A 16,773-nucleotide genomic window follows, 5' to 3' on the forward strand; every position below is an offset into this window, starting at 1 on the left:
GCAGGAGAGGGCCGCGCCCGTGTCCTGCGATTAAGCTTCTTTCGCTTCTGTTGTTTCGCCCTTGGGTGCACTTTTTAAGAAGAGCGCCATGAACACCAATCCGAACCCGTTAAACAGCATCTCGATGCCCAGCAGGATACCCAGAAGGCTCAGCAAAGCGGCGGGTTCGCTGCTTGCGTAAGACCAGATGATACCTGCGAGGATGATCGACAATATGCCCGAGATCATCGTGGGCCAGAAAAACTGTGTTCCTTTCATCTGGAACGACAGAATGACCCGTGCAATGCCGCCTGCCATGAACAGGATTAGCATCACGGTCGCCAGCGTCAGCGTTCCCTGTAACGGGTGATCCAGAAAGGACCAGCCCAGGAACAGCATGACTACACCCATGATAAGTGACAGAATCTTGTTGCCTGTGCCTTCGACGGTGAAACCGCCGACCACCTGCATCGCGCCCGCAATCAGCAGTAGCGCGCCGGTCACGACCGTTACGGCAAGCGAAGCCGCAATCGCATTGCCCAGCGCAAAGACGCCAAACGCTATCGATAGAAACCCCAGCAGGAGCCATTTAATCCAGTCACTCATGTTTTCAGTCCCTCAAATATCTAGATATGAGGGCAGCTTACATCAATTCACGGACGTCTGTCAGCCGTCCCGTGATTGCCGCTGCGGCAGCCATCGCCGGGCTCAGCAGATGTGTGCGCCCGCCGCGACCCTGACGGCCCTCGAAGTTGCGGTTCGAGGTGGCGGCACAGCGTTCACCCGGTTGCAACTGGTCCGGGTTCATCGCCAGACACATCGAACATCCTGCCAGACGCCATTCGAAGCCGGCCTCTTTGAAGATGTCGGCCAGGCCTTCTTCTTCGGCCTGAGCACGGACCAGGCCTGATCCTGGCACGACCATGGCGCGCATGCCGTCCTTGATCTTCTTGCCTTTGAGGATCTTTGCCGCGGCACGCAGGTCTTCGATCCGGCCATTGGTGCAGGAACCGATGAACACCGTGTCGATTTCCACGTCGCTGAGTTTTTGACCGGCTTTCAGACCCATGTATTCGATTGATCGGCGGGCCGCCTCGACCTTGCCGCCTTCGAAATCCTCGGGTTGCGGCACTGTTGCTGTGATGGGCAGTACATCCTCGGGGCTGGTGCCCCAGGTGACGACAGGCGCGATGTCTTCGCCGCGCAGGTTGATGACCTTGTCGAAATGCGCGTCTTCATCGGTATAGAGCGTTTTCCACCAGTTCAGAGCGGCCTCCCACTGCGCGCCCTTGGGGGCATGCGGACGGCCTTTGACATATTCGAACGTGGTTTCATCCGGTGCGATCAGGCCCGCGCGTGCGCCGCCTTCGATGGCCATGTTGCAGACGGTCATGCGGCCTTCCATCGACAGGTTGCGGATGGCTTCGCCGCAATATTCGATGACATAGCCGGTGCCGCCAGCAGTGCCGGTTTCACCAATCACGGCCAGAGTTATATCCTTGGCGGTCACACCCGGCTGCAGCTTGCCGGTGATTTCCACCTTCATGTTCTTGGACTTCTTCTGGATCAGCGTCTGCGTGGCCAGAACATGCTCGACCTCGGAGGTACCGATGCCGTGGGCCAGCGCGCCGAAGGCACCGTGGGTGGCGGTGTGGCTGTCGCCGCAGACCACGGTCATGCCGGGCAGGGTCCAGCCTTGCTCGGGGCCGACGATGTGCACGATACCCTGACGGACGTCATGCACCGGATAATAGTGAATGCCGAAATCCCGGGCGTTCTTGTCCAGCGCTTCGACCTGAATGCGTGATTCGGGGTTTTCGATCCCGTTCACCCGATCCGCTGTGGTCGGAACGTTGTGGTCCGGCACGGCGATGGTCTTTTCCGGCGCGCGTACTGGACGACCCGCCATGCGAAGCCCTTCAAAGGCTTGCGGGCTGGTGACTTCGTGCACCAGATGGCGGTCGATATAAAGCAGGCAGGTGCCATCATCGGCTTCGTGCGCGACATGGGCATCCCAGATCTTGTCATAGAGTGTTTTGGGGGACATCGGTCCTCTCCCGTATGTAATGAGAAATGGCTGGCGAGTTGGCTCAGGCGACGGGTAGGCGTGCCAGGACCGAGCGGGCGGCCCCAAAGAACCGTTCGCGCAAGCGGGCACGATCTTCCAAATTCTGTTCTTGGGCCACATTGAGTCTCATGCGGTCCAGATATACTGCGCCTTCGCTGCAATCAAGGTTCAAAACCGGTGTCAGGCTTGCAACGCCCGGCGTTGCTGTCCAAGCTGTCATGTAGGAGGCGTGTATGAACCAAGACCTGATCCCCGGCTCACTGTCTGACCTTTACAACAACATGGTCGCGGGGTTCTCTTCGGAAATTCAAGACCTGATCGAGTTGGTGGTTACGCCGGGCTGGCGGCAGTATCAGTTGATCATCATCCTTTTCCTTTGGGCGCTGGCTTTCCTTCTGAAAGTTCTGACACAGCCGGGGTGGGACGCTTGGACGCGTGCCCGCACCGGATGGCCCAAATGGCGGCTTCGCATCATGGTGCAGATGATGCAGCGGCTGACGCTGGTCTATTTCGTGCTGCTGTCCTGGTTCCTGTATCAGGTTATGCAGCATGTCACCTGGCCGTCGCGCAGTTACCTCATTGGGGTCATTGCCACTCTGGCAACTGCGTGGCTGGCGATTGCACTGGTCGCGAGGCTTGTCCGCAATCGGACGCTGCGACGGATATTCAAGTGGGCAATGTGGGTCTATGCAACGCTTGTTGCGTTGAATCTGACGGATGACGTGGCCGAATTCCTTGATGGTGTCGCGATTTCCATTGGGGACCTGCACATTTCGGTGCTGGGTATTCTCAAGGCCGTTCTGCTGATTGGCGTCCTGTTGACGCTGGCGCGTATCGGCACCCGCGCGGCCGAGCGCGGATTGCAGAGCAATGATGACATCACCCCGTCCATGCAGGTGCTATTGGCCAAGGGTATACAGGTGCTGCTGTACGGCGCGGTTTTTCTGGCCGCGATCCGCACGCTGGGCTTCGATCTGACCGGCATAGCGCTGCTGTCGGGTGCAATAGGTGTGGGCATCGGGTTCGGCCTGCAAAAAGTAGTGTCAAACCTGATTTCCGGGATCATCATCCTGATGGATCGCTCGATCAAGCCGGGTGATGTGATATCGCTTGGTGACACGTTCGGTTGGATCAACGCGCTGGGCGCACGCTATGTCTCGGTTGTCACGCGGGATGGGCGGGAATACCTGATCCCGAACGAGGACCTGATTACCAACCAGGTGGTCAACTGGTCGCATTCCGACAAATTCGTGCGGTTGGATCTGGATTTCGGCACCAGCTATGAGGATGACCCTCACAAAGTGCGTGCGACGGCGATCCGGGCTGTGAAGGCTGTGACCCGCGTGCTGAGTGGCGGAAAACATGAACCGGTTTGCCATATTACCGGTTTTGGTGACAGCAGCGTAGATTACGTCCTGCGGTTCTGGATTAGTGATCCCACCAAAGGGCTGACCAATATAAGGGGTAACGTTTACCTTGCGTTATGGGATGCATTTAAAGAAGAAGGCATCTCGATCCCCTTCCCGCAGCGCGAGGTTCGACTTTTGCCCGAAAACGCAAACCTGCAACAGATCGCCGAAGAGTGATCACCCTTGCGCGGGGCTGGATGTGCTTTCATTGAAATGTTGCAATCCCCTTGCTACTTTACTAGTACCCCGGCGCCGGGGTTTTGCGGCGCGCAGCAAAGGAGGACTATGTCCTGTCTCTACATACACAGGCGGGTTTGCCCGCCGATGACCGGGCCAACATGATGGCCCACTCTCAGTCAATCAGCGACAAGCTGCTTGAGCGTATCCTTTCCTCACTTTCCGATGACAAGGCCGAAGACGTCGTGCAGATCAACCTGCAAGGCAAGTCGTCCGTCGCGGATCACATGGTCATTGCATCCGGACGTTCAACACGTCAGGTCTCGGCCATGGCGGAAAAGCTGACGGATCGCATCAAGCAGGAATTCGGTTTCACCTCTAAGGTCGAAGGCAAGGATGTCGGCGACTGGGTGCTGATCGATACGGGCGATGTGATCGTCCATATCTTCCGCCCCGAAGTGCGCGAATTCTACCAGCTGGAAAAGATGTGGCTGCCTCAGGGCGGCAGCGCCTCGGCAAACTGAGGCGCCATCCCGGCCTGCATTGAGGGGCCGGAGGCGAGAGAGATATGCGTATCAGCATAGTTGCGGTCGGGCGATTGCGCGCCGGACCGGAGAAATCCCTGCTTGACGATTACCTGACCCGCTTTGACCGGACCGGCCGTGGCCTGGGCCTTGGTCCTGCGCGGGTGATCGAGGTCGAAGACAAGAAAAACGCAGGCATGGGTGCCGAAGCCGCGCTGCTGCGCAAGGTACTGCCCAAGGGCGCTGTGATCTGTACGTTAGATGAGCGTGGGCTAGTCATGTCTTCGCCCGATTTCGCAAAAAAGCTGGGCGGTTGGCGTGATGCGGGGCGGCAGGATCTGGCGCTGATCATCGGCGGAGCAGACGGAATAGACCCTGATCTGCGGGCCGAGGCTGATTTTTCCATCTCGTTCGGATCGATGGTCTGGCCACATATGCTGGTCCGTGTGATGTTGGCCGAGCAACTTTATCGGGCCGCGACCATTCTGTCGGGCGGTCCCTATCACCGGGTCTGACATGGCGCAGCTTCTGATCGTTTACCACTCGCGCACAGGCGGTGCCCGGCAGATGGCCGAAGCGGCTGCTGAAGCAGCGCGAGGTGAGGCGGACACGAAACTCGCTCGCGCGGATCAGGCCGGGCCTGAAGATGTACTGGCCGCCGACGGCTACATCTTCTGCGCGCCAGAAAACCTGGCGGCGATCTCGGGCCTGATGAAGGAGTTCTTTGACCGCTGCTATTACCCGGTGCTGGGAAAGATCGAGGGCCGCCCATATGCGCAGATGATTTGCGCCGGATCAGACGGACAGAATGCCGCCCGCCAGATTGCCCGGATTGCCACTGGCTGGCGATTGAAAGAGGTTCAGCCTCCATTGATCATCTGCACCCATGCACAAACGCCAGAGGCCATTTTGGCCGAAAAGACCATCCCGAATGATCAACTGAATCAGAGCCGCGAGATCGGTTCCGCACTGGGTGCGGGCCTGGCCATGGGGATATTCTGAAGGTCAGTCCAATTTGATCAATGTGGTGTCTTCATTCCAGCCATCCACATTGCACCGCGCCTGAATCTGCACCTGAGAAACGTTTTCAGGAATGACCACGCCACCAAGCGAGCGTGTAAAAGGCTGCTCGGTCTCATGCGGATGGTGCAGCACACGCATTCCCAACTCATTCCCGTCCATGCCCAGAACGCGCCAGCCGTCGGCGTAATGATCCCAGCCTGTATCGGGATGCCGGATCGTCACGTCAAACCGCCAGGCATCACCATTGGAACTGGCGCGGACATGTTCGATTGTCGGCGGGTCCGCAAGGGCAGGCGCAGCCAGCAGGGCACTGAGAATCACATATCGCATGGATCGAACGTACGGTTTAACGCGGTGCATGGGGATCACGTCTCTGTGTTTGAGGTTTGGGCCATGAGGATCGCGCGGGACTGCGATGCAAACTCGCGGCGATACAGGACACCGAATGCAATCACGGTGCCTAAGACCAATGCCATCGGCCCAAGAAACCACGCCAGCGAAGCAAGGGCGAAATAGGTGGCACGGAGACCACGGTTGAAGCTTCGGGCGGCGGTCACGCAGATCTCGGCCGCCTGACCGGCCCGAGGATAGGCTTGCGGGTGTTCGGGATCGTTCGGGACCGAGGCCATCAAAACGGCGCAGTAGCCAAAAAGACGATGTGCCCAGACGTATTTCAGGAAAGCATTGGCCAGCAGCAGGACGACGACAAGTATCTTGATTTCCCAGACCATCGCCGGTGCACTGCCGATGGCAAGATCCGTAGCCACCCCGGCCAATCGCTCGGTATTACCCAACAGGGCCAGACCGCCCCCGATTGCAATCATCGTGGTTGAGGCGAAAAAGGTGCTGCCTTGCCGCATGGCGGCCACGACCTGAGCGTCGAACATGCGTGGCTGGCGCGTCACCATCTCGTTCATCCAGTCGCGGCGGTAGCCATCCATCATAAGGGCGACGGACCGTTTCCGTGGCGACGGATGTTCGATCTTCCATCCGATCCACAGCCACGCACCCAGCAATATTGCCATGGCGGAATAGTCCAGAGGGGAAAAAAGGGCGGCACGTTCGATCCAGGTCATGGGCGCGACAGTACGACCGGAGATCGGAACTTGCCAGTGCGGTAAATTGGTAATATTATTTTACCAAAGGGAGAAACGCCATGGAAATGCCAAAGCCAAGCGCGGATGTTCTGAGCCGGAAAAGTAAGGTTGTCGCCAGGTTGGCGCAGGTCCTGCCAAAAGATGCAATCATTCATGATCCGGTTGAAACCCGGGCCTATGAGTGTGATGCGCTGACGGCGTACAAATGCCCTCCGATGCTAGCCGTGTTGCCGTCAAGCACGCAGGAAGTCTCGGATGTTTTGCGCATTTGCCATGACGAAGGCGTGCCGGTCGTACCGCGCGGTGCGGGTACGTCGCTGGCCGGTGGGGCGTTGCCGACTGCCGATTGCGTCATTCTGGGTGTTGCGCGGATGAATGAGGTGCTGGAGGTAGATTATGACAACCGTTTCATCAGGGTGCAGACTGGCCGCACAAATCTGAGCGTTACCGGCGCGGTCGAGGAAGAGGACTTTTTCTATGCGCCTGATCCATCCTCGCAACTGGCCTGTGCCATTGCCGGCAATATCGCGATGAATTCAGGTGGTGCCCATTGCCTGAAATATGGTGTGACAACGAACAACCTTCTGGGCGTGACCATGGTGATGATGGATGGCAATGTCGTTGAAATCGGCGGTGCGTATCTGGATGCGCCCGGTCTGGATCTGTTGGGCGTCATTTGCGGCTCGGAAGGTCAGCTGGGCGTGGTGACCGAAGCGACGCTGCGCATTCTGCGCAAACCCGAAGGCGCGCGGCCGGTTCTGATGGGGTTCGACGACAATGAAGTCGCGGGCCGGTGTGTCTCGGACATTATCAAATCGGGCATTTTGCCGGTCGCGATCGAGTTCATGGACACGCTGTGCATAAAGGCCTGCGAGAACTTTGCGCACGCCGGATACCCCGACTGCCATGCGCTGTTGATTGTCGAAGTGGAAGGGTCGGAAGCCGAAATCGACCATCAACTGTCGAAAATCATCGAGATCGCCAAACGCCACAACCCGGTCGAACTGCGGGAAAGCCAGTCAGCCGAAGAAAGCGCAAAAATCTGGCTTGGTCGGAAATCTGCATTCGGTGCCATGGGGCAGTTGAACGATTACATGTGCCTTGACGGTACGATCCCGGTGTCGGCCCTGCCAACGGTGCTGCGCCGCATCGGCGAGTTGAGTGAAGAATTCGGGCTGCCTGTCGGGAATGTTTTTCACGCAGGTGACGGGAACATGCATCCGTTGATCCTTTTCGATGCCAATAAACCGGGTGATCTGGAAAAATGCGAGGCCTTCGGGGCCGAAATTCTGAAACTATGCGTGGACGAAGGCGGTTGCCTGACCGGTGAGCATGGCGTGGGTATCGAGAAAAGGGATCTCATGTCGCATCAATATGCCCCTGCCGATCTTGAGGCGCAGATGGCGGTCAAGGACGTTTTTGATCCCGATTGGCTTCTCAACCCTGCCAAAGTGTTTCCTCTGAACGTGTCGGAAACCCGCCGCGATGCACGGATTGTCTAATATATTAGGCTCTAATAATGGATTTTGCCATGAAACCAGAAACAGAATCTGAACTGGCCGACATGGTGGCCGGGTTGAGAGACCCTGTTCGCATCGTCGGTGGCGGTACGCGCGCAATCTCCGGTCCTGAAGCGAAAATCGAAACCGGGGCTCTGCGTGGCATTTCGCTTTACGAACCCGGGGCGCTTACTCTTGTGGCCAAGGCCGGAACGCCATTGGCAGAGATCCAGGCCGTGCTTGAGGCGGAAGGTCAGCAGCTGGCGTTTGAGCCGATGGACCACCGCAGTTTGCTTGAAACTCAGGGTGAACCAACGATTGGCGGTGTTGTGGCGGCCAATATCTCTGGCCCGCGGCGGATTCAGGTCGGTGCATGCCGGGATTTCCTGCTGGGCGTGCGTTTCGTCGACGGGCGTGGACAGGTGATCAAGAACGGCGGGCGGGTGATGAAAAACGTTACCGGTTATGATCTGGTCAAATTGATGGCCGGGTCTTGGGGGACATTGGGCATTCTGACCGAAGTGTCGTTGAAGGTGTTGCCCAAGCCGGAAAGCGTGGCGACCTTGTCCGTCGCCGTGCAGGACGTCGGGAGTGCGGTGGAAGTTCTTTCTGCTGCGTTGAAGTCACCCTTTGAGGTGACCGGGGCCGTCTATAACCCTGAGGACGGAAAAGCCATGCTTAGGGTAGAGGGCTTTGCGGATTCGGTTGCATATCGGATCGGTCGGTTGACCGCCGTACTGTCAGGTTTCGGAGAGGCGACAGACGAAGGAGATGCCGCCGCGCTTTGGACCGGGATCCGCGACGTTCATCCGTTCCAAGGGAAAGGCGGAGATATCTGGCGGCTGTCTGTCAAACCTGGTGACGCGGCCGAAACATCCGCGCGGGTCGAAGCGGATCAAGCGCTGTTTGATTGGGGCGGCGGTCTTGTTTGGCTGCGGGTCCCGGCCGGCACGGATGTGCGTGCCCGACTTGGTGAGTTTTCTGGTCATGCCACGCTGGTGCGTTCTGACCACGCAACGATCACAAAGCTGGGGCGGTTTCAACCGGAACCAACAACAGTATCGGCTCTGACAAAGGGTCTGCGTGCGAAACTTGATCCTCGTGTTTTGTTCAACCCGGGACTGATGGGATAGGGCGATGCAGACAACATTCACGGAAAAGCAATTGCAAGACCCGGCAATCCAGCGCTCGAACGAGATTCTGCGCAACTGCGTCCATTGCGGATTTTGCACGGCCACGTGCCCTACATATCAGGTGCTGGGAGATGAGCTCGACAGTCCGCGTGGGCGCATCTACCTGATCAAGGACATGCTGGAAAACGAGCGTGTGCCCGACGAAAAGACGGTCAGGCACATCGACCGCTGCCTGTCCTGTCTGGCCTGCATGACCACCTGCCCGTCAGGCGTGCATTATATGCATCTGGTCGATCATGCGCGTGAATATATCGAGGCCAACTACAAGCGCCCGCTGACGGATCGTGTGTTGCGCTGGGTTTTGGCGCAGATCCTGCCCTATCCGATGCGATTCCGTTGGGCCCTGATCGGGGCCAGGCTGGGCCGTCCTTTCAGGTTCCTGATGCCTGATGCCCGGCTGCGCGCGATGTTAGACATGGCGCCCAAGCATATCCCGCCTGTCAGCCGTAACGATGATCCGCAGAGATTTGCGCCCGGCGGTGAACGAAAAATGCGGGTGGCGCTGATGACGGGCTGCGCGCAAAGGGCGCTGAACACCGATATCAATGACGCCACGATCCGCCTGCTGACTCGATTGGGGTGCGAAGTTGTGGTCGCTGACGGTGCCGGGTGTTGCGGAGCTTTGATTCATCACATGGGCAAGGTGCAAGACAGTCATATGGCGGCAACCGCCAATATCAGAGCCTGGAAACGGGAAATGGACGGTGAAGGACTGGACGCCATAGTCATCAATACCTCCGGTTGTGGCACCACCGTGAAAGATTATGGGCACATGTTTCGCAATGACCCGCTTGCCGAAGATGCGGCGCGTGTGTCTGGAATCGCTATGGATATCAGTGAACTTCTGATCAAGCTGGACCTGCCGACGGGCGAAAACCAAAACCTGACCGTCGCCTACCATGCCGCCTGTTCGTTGCAGCATGGGCAGAAGATCAAGTCTTACCCCAAAGATTTGCTGAACCACGCGGGTTTCACGGTTGTCGAACCTACCGACAGCCATTTGTGCTGCGGCAGCGCGGGAACGTACAACCTGATGCAGCCGGAAATATCGGGCCAGTTGAAACAGCGAAAAGTCAGAACACTTGAGGCGAAAAAGCCTGATATCATTGCCGCCGGCAATATCGGGTGCATGATGCAGATCGGTTCTGGTACGCAATTGCCGATCGTTCATACGGTAGAGTTGCTGGACTGGGCGACGGGCGGGCCAAAGCCACCGGCCTTGCACAGAACAGGGAACCCGGTTCCCGTCTTGCGGTAAATCATGCTGATGCCAGCGCGCATCATTTTCCACGGAAATTCCTTTGGTGCCTGACCGCCCTATTTTCGCCCAACGCGGCACGTAGGACAAAAGCTTCGGAGTGAGTCTCGGAGAACCGCGTGCGCAACTGGATCAAGGCGATCGTGCTCTGTGTCTTGCCGTTGGCGGCCACGGCGCAGGACACCAGACTGGAAAGCCTGGATACGACGGATTCCGGGCGCGAGTGGATGGCCGTCGGGCGGTTGGATATCGCCGGCGCAGGGTTTTGCACCGGAACGCTGGTGTCGCCGACGCTTGTACTGACAGCGGCGCATTGCCTGTTTGACAAAAGATCCGGACAACGGATCAACCCCGCAGATATCGAGTTTCTGGCCGGGTGGCGTTTGGGACGTGCGTTGGCGTATCGGACCGCGCGCCAGGCTGTGATCCATCCGGATTACCAATATGGCGTCGATTCTACGGCCGACCGGGTAAGCGCGGACGTGGCTTTGATCGAGCTGTGGCAGCCGATCCGTAATACCGCGGTAATTCCATTTGAGTCGGGCGATCAGCCCAAACGCGGCGCTGAAGTGGGCGTTGTGTCTTATGCGCATGACAGGTCAGAAGCTCCGTCTCTGCAACAGGTCTGTTCGGTCGTGAACCGGCAGGCCGGGGTTATGATCATGTCCTGCGATGTTGATTTCGGGTCCTCGGGGGCACCGGTTTTTTCCTTCGCGGGCGCGCGCCCTCAGATCGTATCGGTGGTAGCGGCCAAGGCCAGTATGGACGGCCAGAGTGTTGCAATTGGAACCGCGGTTGAGCATTCGCTGCAATTGCTGCGTGACGAACTTTCTGCGGGGCGAGGATTTGGGCTTTCCTCGTCCGGATCGGGAACGAACAAGAACATAGGCGCAAGGTTCATTCGGCCATGATGAGAGTCTTCTGGAGCCTGTTACTTGGCCTGAGCGTCTTGGCGACAGCGCTGCATGCGCAATCCAACAAGCGCAGGCTGACCGATCGGGATGACCTTTATGGTTGGGAGGCGATCGGACGGCTGGATGTCCGCGACGCCTCGTATTGTACCGGCACGTTGATCGCGCAGGACATGGTGCTGACCGCGGCCCATTGTGCGGTGGATCGTCGTACCGGGAAGACTTACGTACCCGAAGACATCACGTTTCGTGCAGGCCTCAGCAACGGCAACGCTTTGGCCGAGCGTCAGGTCACGCAAATCGTCGTTCATCCCAGTTATGGTTCGCAGAACCCACTTTCACACGAAGGTGTCCAGTTGGATGTGGCACTGATGCGGCTGAACGAGCCTATTCCTTACTCGGTCGCCGACCCCTTTGCGCTGCACAGCGGCCGTGTTCCGGGCAATGAGATCAGCATCGCCTCGTACGGGCGGGGACGGTCCGAGGCGATCACACGAGAACGGTCGTGCCGTATCATCGACCGCAGGCAGGGTCTGATCACTTTTGATTGCGACATTACTTTCGGGTCTTCCGGGTCTGCAATTCTGGCGAGAAACGGTTCCCGCTGGCAGATCCTGTCTGTGGTTTCGGCGGTAGGCACGAACGGTCGCAGAAAGGTGGGGTTTGGCATGGAGCTTGACGGGATAGTCGCCGAACTCAAGGCTATTATGCGGCGCGACGCACCTCAGCCCAAGGCGTCGATTCGCCGGTTGCAGGTCGGTTCCGGCAAGTCAGGATCTGGTGCGAAATTCATCAGTTCCGGCGGGGGTTGAACTCGGCGAAATCGCTACCCATGTGATGTATATCGGATCGCCACAATGGGGTTCGATATTCGAAATCGCCCGTCCGATCGGAGGGCACTTATAGCAAATCGCTCAAGAATGAGGATATGACACATGCGTACGTTTGATTTTGCACCGCTGCACCGCGCCACCATTGGCTTTGACCAGATCGCCGACATGATGGATCGCGTTCTGACCAACGATGGGGCCCAGCCCAGCTATCCACCCTACAACATCGAAAAAACCGATGTCGACACTTACCGAATTTCGGTGGCCGTCGCCGGGTTTTCGGAAAACGACCTGGCCGTAGAAGTGAAAGAGAATTCACTTGTCGTGGCAGGCAAAAAAGCCGCTGAAGACAAAGAGCGCACCTATCTGCACCGTGGCATCGCCACCCGCGCGTTCGAGCGTCGGTTTGCCTTGGCGGACCATGTCCGCGTCACCGGTGCGAGCCACGAAAACGGTATGCTGAACATCGAACTGAAGCGCGAGGTTCCAGAGGCCCTGAAACCGCGCCGGATCGAGATCACCTCGGCCAAGGCCATCGAGAAGGATGTGGTGGACGCCAAAGCCGTGAACTGAGGCTTCTGACTATCCTGCGGCAGTCCACTCCTCCCGGGCTGCCGCATCACACGCCCCGCGTTCCTCCAGACGCGGGGTGTTGTGTTTTTGGCGTGCTTGAAAACTGGTTCCCAGCAAATTATCCGCCTGATAGTCTTCGGTATTATGGAGAGCCGACCAAAACGTCGACTAGCAGCTATCCTGGCAGCCGACATCGCCGGCTACTCAAGATTGGTTGGTCTGGACGAAGAAGGTACCATCGCAAGGCTTCGGCTGATCCGCAGCGAAGTCATAGAGCCAACGATCGCCCGGCATTCAGGACGCATCGCGAACACTGCTGGAGACAGCTTTGTGATCGAATTTCGCAGCGCCGTCGATGCGGTTCACGCCGCCGTGGAGATTCAGACCGACCTTGCAAAGAGAAACGCGGGAACCGATCAAGATAGCGTCATCACGTTTCGAATCGGCCTGAATGTCGGCGATGTGGTTTCAAACGGGGGTGACATCCTTGGCGACGGCGTGAACGTTGCCGCGCGGCTCGAGGCTCTGGCAGATCCCGGTGGCATCATTGTTTCACAATCCATCGTCGACTATGCGCGCAACAAAGTGCCTTACGGTTTTGCTCCGATCGGGCCACAGAACGTCAAGAACATCACTGACCCGGTTCAGGCTTTTCGCATAGAAGCAGAAGTTTTGCCTTCACCGCGAAAACGCGGCACGAAGAGAAAATCCCGATGGCTGCCACTGGCGGCTCTACTGGTGACGTTGGCGGTCGTTGGGCTTTATCTGGCAAAACCGTGGAAGACTGGCCAATTGCGCGCCTCAGAGGCGCAGATGGTTTACCCCTTGCCGGATCTACCTTCCATTGCAGTGTTGCCGATTGCGAATTACACCGATGACGCATCCAAGGAGATGCTGATCAACGGTATCTCTGAGGATTTGATCACGGACCTGTCCCGAATATCCGGATTGTTCGTCATCGCCGGGAATTCATCCTTCGCATACCGCGATAGCAACATCGACATCGCACGTTTTGCCGAAGAGCTGGGGGTTCGTTATGTCGTTGACGGCAGCGTGCGACGTGCGGATGAAGATTTCCGGATCAATATTCGCCTGACCGACACTTTGAACGGGCGATTGATCTGGGCGGAAAGATTCGATGGTGCGATCGATGATATCTTTGAAGTGCAGAAAACCATTGTTCTCGCAATTGCTCAGAAGCTGGATCTTCCGCTCGACCCTCAAAGCCGGCAGGCCATCGAAAGCGTGGAAACCCAGACCATTGCGGCACGCGAAGCCTTCCAACGCGGGTGGGAGCTGTATTCGCAGTTCAACGAACACGACAACCTTGCGGCAATTCCGCATTTTAGAAAGGCCGTGGAACTGGACCCGGATTATGGGCGTGCTTGGGCGACGCTTGCCCTGGCGCATTTGCGACCGCACATCTTTCATCACTGGAATGGATTTGCGGGTTCAGGCGCGCAAATGCACATCGGCCTGTTTTACAAGTATTACCGGGATATGATGGAGCAGGACACCGCCCTGGTGCACGTCATCCGGGCTATTGTCAGTCTCAATCTTCCGGATTGGGACAGTACCGAAGGGGTAGGCCGGGGGACGGAAGAAGCCAGACGAGAAGCAGCGAAAGCCATTGCGCTGCAACCCAGCGACCCCGAGGCTCATCTGACGATGGGATGGGCGTTGATAGCGGCGGGTGAGCCAGAGGAAGGGCTGGCCTTTGTGCAGGCCGCGACCCGGCTGGATCCCAACTATCCCAGCCACTACGCGCTGTTTGAAGCGGCGGCTCTTTACGCATTGGATGACCTGACGGGCGCGGCAGATGTGATCGAGAAAGAGTTGAACCGAAACCCGCAGGCAACTGAGCTGATGCCATTTGCAGCTTCGGTTCTGGCCCTGAATGGTGATCGCCGTGCGGGCAGGGCCATCATCGACCGATGGCAAAAGGGCAAGCACGCCGGTGTCATGCAGGACGCTGTTCAAAATTACTTTTTCATCATCCGCTGGGTCGGTGAGAACCAGCATCTGAACGCCCGGCTGAACGATGGGCTTCGTCTGGCAGCGCTGCCTCCGGAAAAAACCATAGCAAGTCTCAGGGCAGATCTGTCCCGGGGGGATGCAAAAGATCAGAGGGCGGCAGCCCAATCACTGGCCCTGTTTGGTCCAGTTGCACAGCCAGCGGTGCCGGAATTGATCGCGCTTCTTGAAAGCCCGTCGGTGTTTGTCCGCAAAGAGGCAGCTATTGCATTGGGGAAAATAGGTAGCGCGGCGTCGTCTGCGCTGCCCGCGCTGGAAGCGATGGTGGACGGTTCGTTGCAGGGAAAGTTCGCGACCCGTGCAATCGAACAGATACGCGAGAAATCCGCTGACTAGCCGTGCCACCGTCGATTGGGCCGCCGCCATAGATTTGTTTGTACAACGACGCGATTGCGTTTCCTGATGCGGGGTCTCTGTCCACCGCAATGGGACAGAGACCGTATTGGATCAGACCGACATGCAGACGTATTTCATTTCGAGATAGTCTTCCATGCCGTGATGGCTGCCTTCGCGGCCCAGGCCGGATTGCTTGACGCCGCCGAACGGGCCCAGCTCGGTCGAGATGATGCCGGTGTTCACGCCGACGATGCCGTATTCCAGCGCCTCGGCCACCTTGTAGACGCGGCTCAGGTCCTTGGCATAGAAATACGAGGCCAGACCAAAAATCGTGTCATTGGCCATGGCGATCACGTCGTCTTCGTCCTCGAACTTGAACAGCGGGGCCAGCGGGCCAAAGGTTTCGTCCTGCGCCACCAGCATGTCCTGAGTCACGCCGGTCACTATGGTCGGCTGGAAGAACGTGCCGCCCAGATCATGGGGCAGGCCGCCAGTCAGAACCGCGCCGCCCTTGTCGGTTACGTCCTTGATATGTTCCTCGACTTTGGCGACTGCGTCGGCATTGATCAGCGGGCCGGTGGTGGTGCCTTCGGTCAAGCCGTCGCCGATTTTCAGCGCTTCCACTGCCGCTTTCAGTTTGGCCGCGAAAGCGTCATATACACCGGCCTGCACATAGATACGGTTCGCGCAGACACAGGTCTGGCCGTTGTTGCGGAATTTGCACAGCATCGCGCCTTCGATCGCCGCATCCAGATCGGCATCGTCAAACACGATGAACGGCGCGTTGCCGCCCAGTTCCATCGAGCATTTCATGACCTGATCGGCAGCCTGCTTCAGAAGGATGCGCCCCACTTCGGTCGAACCGGTAAAGGTCAGCTTGCGCACACCAGGGTTTTCGCAGAATTCCTTGCCGATTTCGCTGGCCCGGGACGAAGGCACAACGTTGAACACACCTGCCGGAATACCTGCTTCATGCGCCAGAACTGCCAGGACAAGCGCAGAAAGAGGGGTTTCTGCGGCTGGACGCGCAACAAAGGCACAGCCCGCGGCCAGCGCTGGTCCTGCCTTACGGGTGATCATAGCATTCGGGAAGTTCCAAGGCGTGATCGAGGCCGCCACACCAATGGGCTGTTTTAGCACCATGATCCGTTTGTCACGCTGATGGCCCGGGATGGTCTCGCCGTAGACACGCTTGGCCTCTTCCCCAAAAAACTCAATGAAAGACGCGCCATAGCCGATCTCGCCGACGGCCTCTGCCAGCGGCTTGCCCTGCTCAGCGGTCAGGATTTTACCCAGGTCTTCCGCGTTTTCCATCATCAGATCGAACCAGCGCCGCAGGATCACCGCGCGTTCCTTGCCGGTCAGTTTGGCCCATTCCTTCTGCGCGGCTTCGGCTTGTGCGATTGCTCCGGCCACTTGAGCGCGGCTGACATCGGCAACCTCGGCGATCACATCGCCACGCGCCGGGTTGGTCACTTTGAACGTACCATTGTCACCGTCTACCCACTGACCGCCGATATAGGCCTTGGTAGCAAGCAGTTCGGGGTTCTTCAGGATTGATTTCAAATCGGTCGATGCATCCAGCATGATCTTCCTCCGCGCAGAAATTGAGTTGGGCGCACACAAACAGGTGTTGCCTGCTTTGTCTATGGCCACTGAGGCAGGCTGATCATTCCAGTTTTGATCAAATTTTCTCCGGCGCCGGCGTTGTAACTTGGCCGCAGCGCCAAGTTCTAAGTCAGGGTGCAACCACGTACCTTTCCTTTCCGTCGTGAGTTTGCCAAAGTTCCCCTGATTTTTGGGCCCAAAGGGATGTAAATGGCCGTAACATTCCCTATCTTATTGGGTAATTAAAGAAAAAG

Annotated in this window: 17 protein-coding genes; 11 read left to right on the forward strand and 6 right to left on the reverse strand. The window is 57.9% G+C overall.

Translation table 11 applies throughout. From position 1 onward, the window contains the following. Nucleotides 1-30: 30 nt before the first annotated feature. The 3 genes from AC2FEB_RS16965 to AC2FEB_RS16975 are packed head-to-tail and all read right to left on the reverse strand — an operon-like array spanning nucleotide 31 to nucleotide 2,267. The gene (locus tag AC2FEB_RS16965) at nucleotides 31-585 is read right to left on the reverse strand and encodes an HdeD family acid-resistance protein (protein WP_496675254.1); all 555 of its coding nucleotides are present in this window, start codon (nucleotides 583-585) and stop codon (nucleotides 31-33) included. A 37-nt stretch (nucleotides 586-622) separates the two neighbouring features. Continuing rightward, nucleotides 623-2,026 (reverse strand): 3-isopropylmalate dehydratase large subunit, encoded by a 1,404-nt coding sequence (gene leuC / locus AC2FEB_RS16970; RefSeq protein WP_496675253.1) that lies wholly within the window; start codon nucleotides 2,024-2,026, stop codon nucleotides 623-625. Between the two features lie 43 nt (nucleotides 2,027-2,069). After that, complete coding sequence (locus tag AC2FEB_RS16975) at nucleotides 2,070-2,267, reverse strand: hypothetical protein (protein WP_496675251.1); 198 nt, start codon at nucleotides 2,265-2,267, stop codon at nucleotides 2,070-2,072. A gap of 13 nt (nucleotides 2,268-2,280) precedes the next feature. On the opposite strand from AC2FEB_RS16975, the gene AC2FEB_RS16980 reads away from it, so the two are divergent. The 4 genes from AC2FEB_RS16980 to AC2FEB_RS16995 all read left to right on the forward strand — a co-directional run bounded on the left by AC2FEB_RS16980 (nucleotide 2,281) and on the right by AC2FEB_RS16995 (nucleotide 5,159). Further along, nucleotides 2,281-3,633 (forward strand): mechanosensitive ion channel family protein, encoded by a 1,353-nt coding sequence (locus tag AC2FEB_RS16980; RefSeq protein WP_496675249.1) that lies wholly within the window; start codon nucleotides 2,281-2,283, stop codon nucleotides 3,631-3,633. Nucleotides 3,634-3,794: 161 nt separating this feature from the next. After that, nucleotides 3,795-4,157 carry a ribosome silencing factor gene (gene rsfS, locus AC2FEB_RS16985; RefSeq protein WP_117872906.1) on the forward strand — a complete coding sequence of 121 codons (363 nt, stop codon included), beginning with the start codon at nucleotides 3,795-3,797 and terminating at the stop codon, nucleotides 4,155-4,157. 44 nt (nucleotides 4,158-4,201) lie between these two features. Beyond that, a complete protein-coding gene (gene rlmH / locus AC2FEB_RS16990) occupies nucleotides 4,202-4,672 on the forward strand; it encodes a 23S rRNA (pseudouridine(1915)-N(3))-methyltransferase RlmH (protein ID WP_117871058.1) in 471 nt (156 codons plus the stop codon). A 1-nt stretch (nucleotide 4,673) separates the two neighbouring features. Continuing rightward, a complete protein-coding gene (locus AC2FEB_RS16995; RefSeq protein WP_496675247.1) occupies nucleotides 4,674-5,159 on the forward strand; it encodes a flavodoxin family protein in 486 nt (161 codons plus the stop codon). Nucleotides 5,160-5,162: 3 nt separating this feature from the next. Here AC2FEB_RS16995 and AC2FEB_RS17000 read toward each other — a convergent pair whose 3' ends face one another. Continuing rightward, the gene (locus AC2FEB_RS17000) at nucleotides 5,163-5,510 is read right to left on the reverse strand and encodes a hypothetical protein (RefSeq protein WP_496884243.1); all 348 of its coding nucleotides are present in this window, start codon (nucleotides 5,508-5,510) and stop codon (nucleotides 5,163-5,165) included. A gap of 35 nt (nucleotides 5,511-5,545) precedes the next feature. Next, entirely contained in the window at nucleotides 5,546-6,256 is a 711-nt protein-coding gene (locus tag AC2FEB_RS17005; RefSeq protein WP_496675245.1) for a DUF599 domain-containing protein, read from the reverse strand. A gap of 80 nt (nucleotides 6,257-6,336) precedes the next feature. Here AC2FEB_RS17005 and AC2FEB_RS17010 point away from each other — a divergent pair, with 80 nt between their 5' ends. The 7 genes from AC2FEB_RS17010 (at nucleotide 6,337) to AC2FEB_RS17040 (ending at nucleotide 14,911) form a co-directional block, all read left to right on the forward strand. Next, on the forward strand, nucleotides 6,337-7,779 hold the full coding sequence (locus AC2FEB_RS17010; protein WP_496675243.1) for an FAD-linked oxidase C-terminal domain-containing protein: 1,443 nt from the start codon (nucleotides 6,337-6,339) through the stop codon (nucleotides 7,777-7,779). A gap of 29 nt (nucleotides 7,780-7,808) precedes the next feature. Continuing rightward, complete coding sequence (locus tag AC2FEB_RS17015) at nucleotides 7,809-8,909, forward strand: FAD-binding protein (RefSeq protein WP_496884230.1); 1,101 nt, start codon at nucleotides 7,809-7,811, stop codon at nucleotides 8,907-8,909. Between the two features lie 4 nt (nucleotides 8,910-8,913). After that, nucleotides 8,914-10,227, forward strand: a complete 1,314-nt coding sequence (gene glcF, locus AC2FEB_RS17020; protein ID WP_496675239.1) for a glycolate oxidase subunit GlcF — start codon at nucleotides 8,914-8,916, stop codon at nucleotides 10,225-10,227. 119 nt (nucleotides 10,228-10,346) lie between these two features. Beyond that, on the forward strand, nucleotides 10,347-11,138 hold the full coding sequence (locus AC2FEB_RS17025) for a trypsin-like serine peptidase (protein WP_496675237.1): 792 nt from the start codon (nucleotides 10,347-10,349) through the stop codon (nucleotides 11,136-11,138). Continuing rightward, nucleotides 11,135-11,950 (forward strand): trypsin-like serine peptidase, encoded by an 816-nt coding sequence (locus AC2FEB_RS17030; RefSeq protein ID WP_496675235.1) that lies wholly within the window; start codon nucleotides 11,135-11,137, stop codon nucleotides 11,948-11,950. Before AC2FEB_RS17025 ends, AC2FEB_RS17030 begins: the two co-directional genes overlap by 4 nt. Nucleotides 11,951-12,073: 123 nt before the next feature. Next, nucleotides 12,074-12,541 (forward strand): Hsp20 family protein, encoded by a 468-nt coding sequence (locus AC2FEB_RS17035; protein ID WP_117871046.1) that lies wholly within the window; start codon nucleotides 12,074-12,076, stop codon nucleotides 12,539-12,541. Between the two features lie 144 nt (nucleotides 12,542-12,685). Further along, the gene (locus AC2FEB_RS17040) at nucleotides 12,686-14,911 is read left to right on the forward strand and encodes a HEAT repeat domain-containing protein (protein WP_496675233.1); all 2,226 of its coding nucleotides are present in this window, start codon (nucleotides 12,686-12,688) and stop codon (nucleotides 14,909-14,911) included. A 111-nt stretch (nucleotides 14,912-15,022) separates the two neighbouring features. Here the strand turns inward: AC2FEB_RS17040 and AC2FEB_RS17045 are convergent, their stop codons facing one another. Beyond that, nucleotides 15,023-16,498, reverse strand: coding sequence for an NAD-dependent succinate-semialdehyde dehydrogenase (locus AC2FEB_RS17045; protein ID WP_496675231.1), 1,476 nt, complete (start codon nucleotides 16,496-16,498; stop codon nucleotides 15,023-15,025). Nucleotides 16,499-16,773: the final 275 nt, after the last annotated feature.

Source organism: Ruegeria sp. YTSC106 (assembly GCF_059609765.1).

Coding starts and splice junctions, on each gene's coding strand:
- rlmH (WP_117871058.1), top strand. CDS start 4,202: ATGCGTATCAGCATAGTTGCGGTCGGGCGATTGCGCGCCGGACCGGAG.
- AC2FEB_RS16965 (WP_496675254.1), bottom strand. CDS start 585: ATGAGTGACTGGATTAAATGGCTCCTGCTGGGGTTTCTATCGATAGCG.
- AC2FEB_RS17030 (WP_496675235.1), top strand. CDS start 11,135: ATGATGAGAGTCTTCTGGAGCCTGTTACTTGGCCTGAGCGTCTTGGCG.
- leuC (WP_496675253.1), bottom strand. CDS start 2,026: ATGTCCCCCAAAACACTCTATGACAAGATCTGGGATGCCCATGTCGCG.
- rsfS (WP_117872906.1), top strand. CDS start 3,795: ATGATGGCCCACTCTCAGTCAATCAGCGACAAGCTGCTTGAGCGTATC.
- AC2FEB_RS17010 (WP_496675243.1), top strand. CDS start 6,337: ATGGAAATGCCAAAGCCAAGCGCGGATGTTCTGAGCCGGAAAAGTAAG.
- AC2FEB_RS17000 (WP_496884243.1), bottom strand. CDS start 5,510: ATGCGATATGTGATTCTCAGTGCCCTGCTGGCTGCGCCTGCCCTTGCG.
- AC2FEB_RS17015 (WP_496884230.1), top strand. CDS start 7,809: ATGAAACCAGAAACAGAATCTGAACTGGCCGACATGGTGGCCGGGTTG.
- AC2FEB_RS17035 (WP_117871046.1), top strand. CDS start 12,074: ATGCGTACGTTTGATTTTGCACCGCTGCACCGCGCCACCATTGGCTTT.
- AC2FEB_RS17040 (WP_496675233.1), top strand. CDS start 12,686: ATGGAGAGCCGACCAAAACGTCGACTAGCAGCTATCCTGGCAGCCGAC.
- AC2FEB_RS16980 (WP_496675249.1), top strand. CDS start 2,281: ATGAACCAAGACCTGATCCCCGGCTCACTGTCTGACCTTTACAACAAC.
- AC2FEB_RS16975 (WP_496675251.1), bottom strand. CDS start 2,267: ATGACAGCTTGGACAGCAACGCCGGGCGTTGCAAGCCTGACACCGGTT.
- AC2FEB_RS17005 (WP_496675245.1), bottom strand. CDS start 6,256: ATGACCTGGATCGAACGTGCCGCCCTTTTTTCCCCTCTGGACTATTCC.
- glcF (WP_496675239.1), top strand. CDS start 8,914: ATGCAGACAACATTCACGGAAAAGCAATTGCAAGACCCGGCAATCCAG.
- AC2FEB_RS17045 (WP_496675231.1), bottom strand. CDS start 16,498: ATGCTGGATGCATCGACCGATTTGAAATCAATCCTGAAGAACCCCGAA.
- AC2FEB_RS16995 (WP_496675247.1), top strand. CDS start 4,674: ATGGCGCAGCTTCTGATCGTTTACCACTCGCGCACAGGCGGTGCCCGG.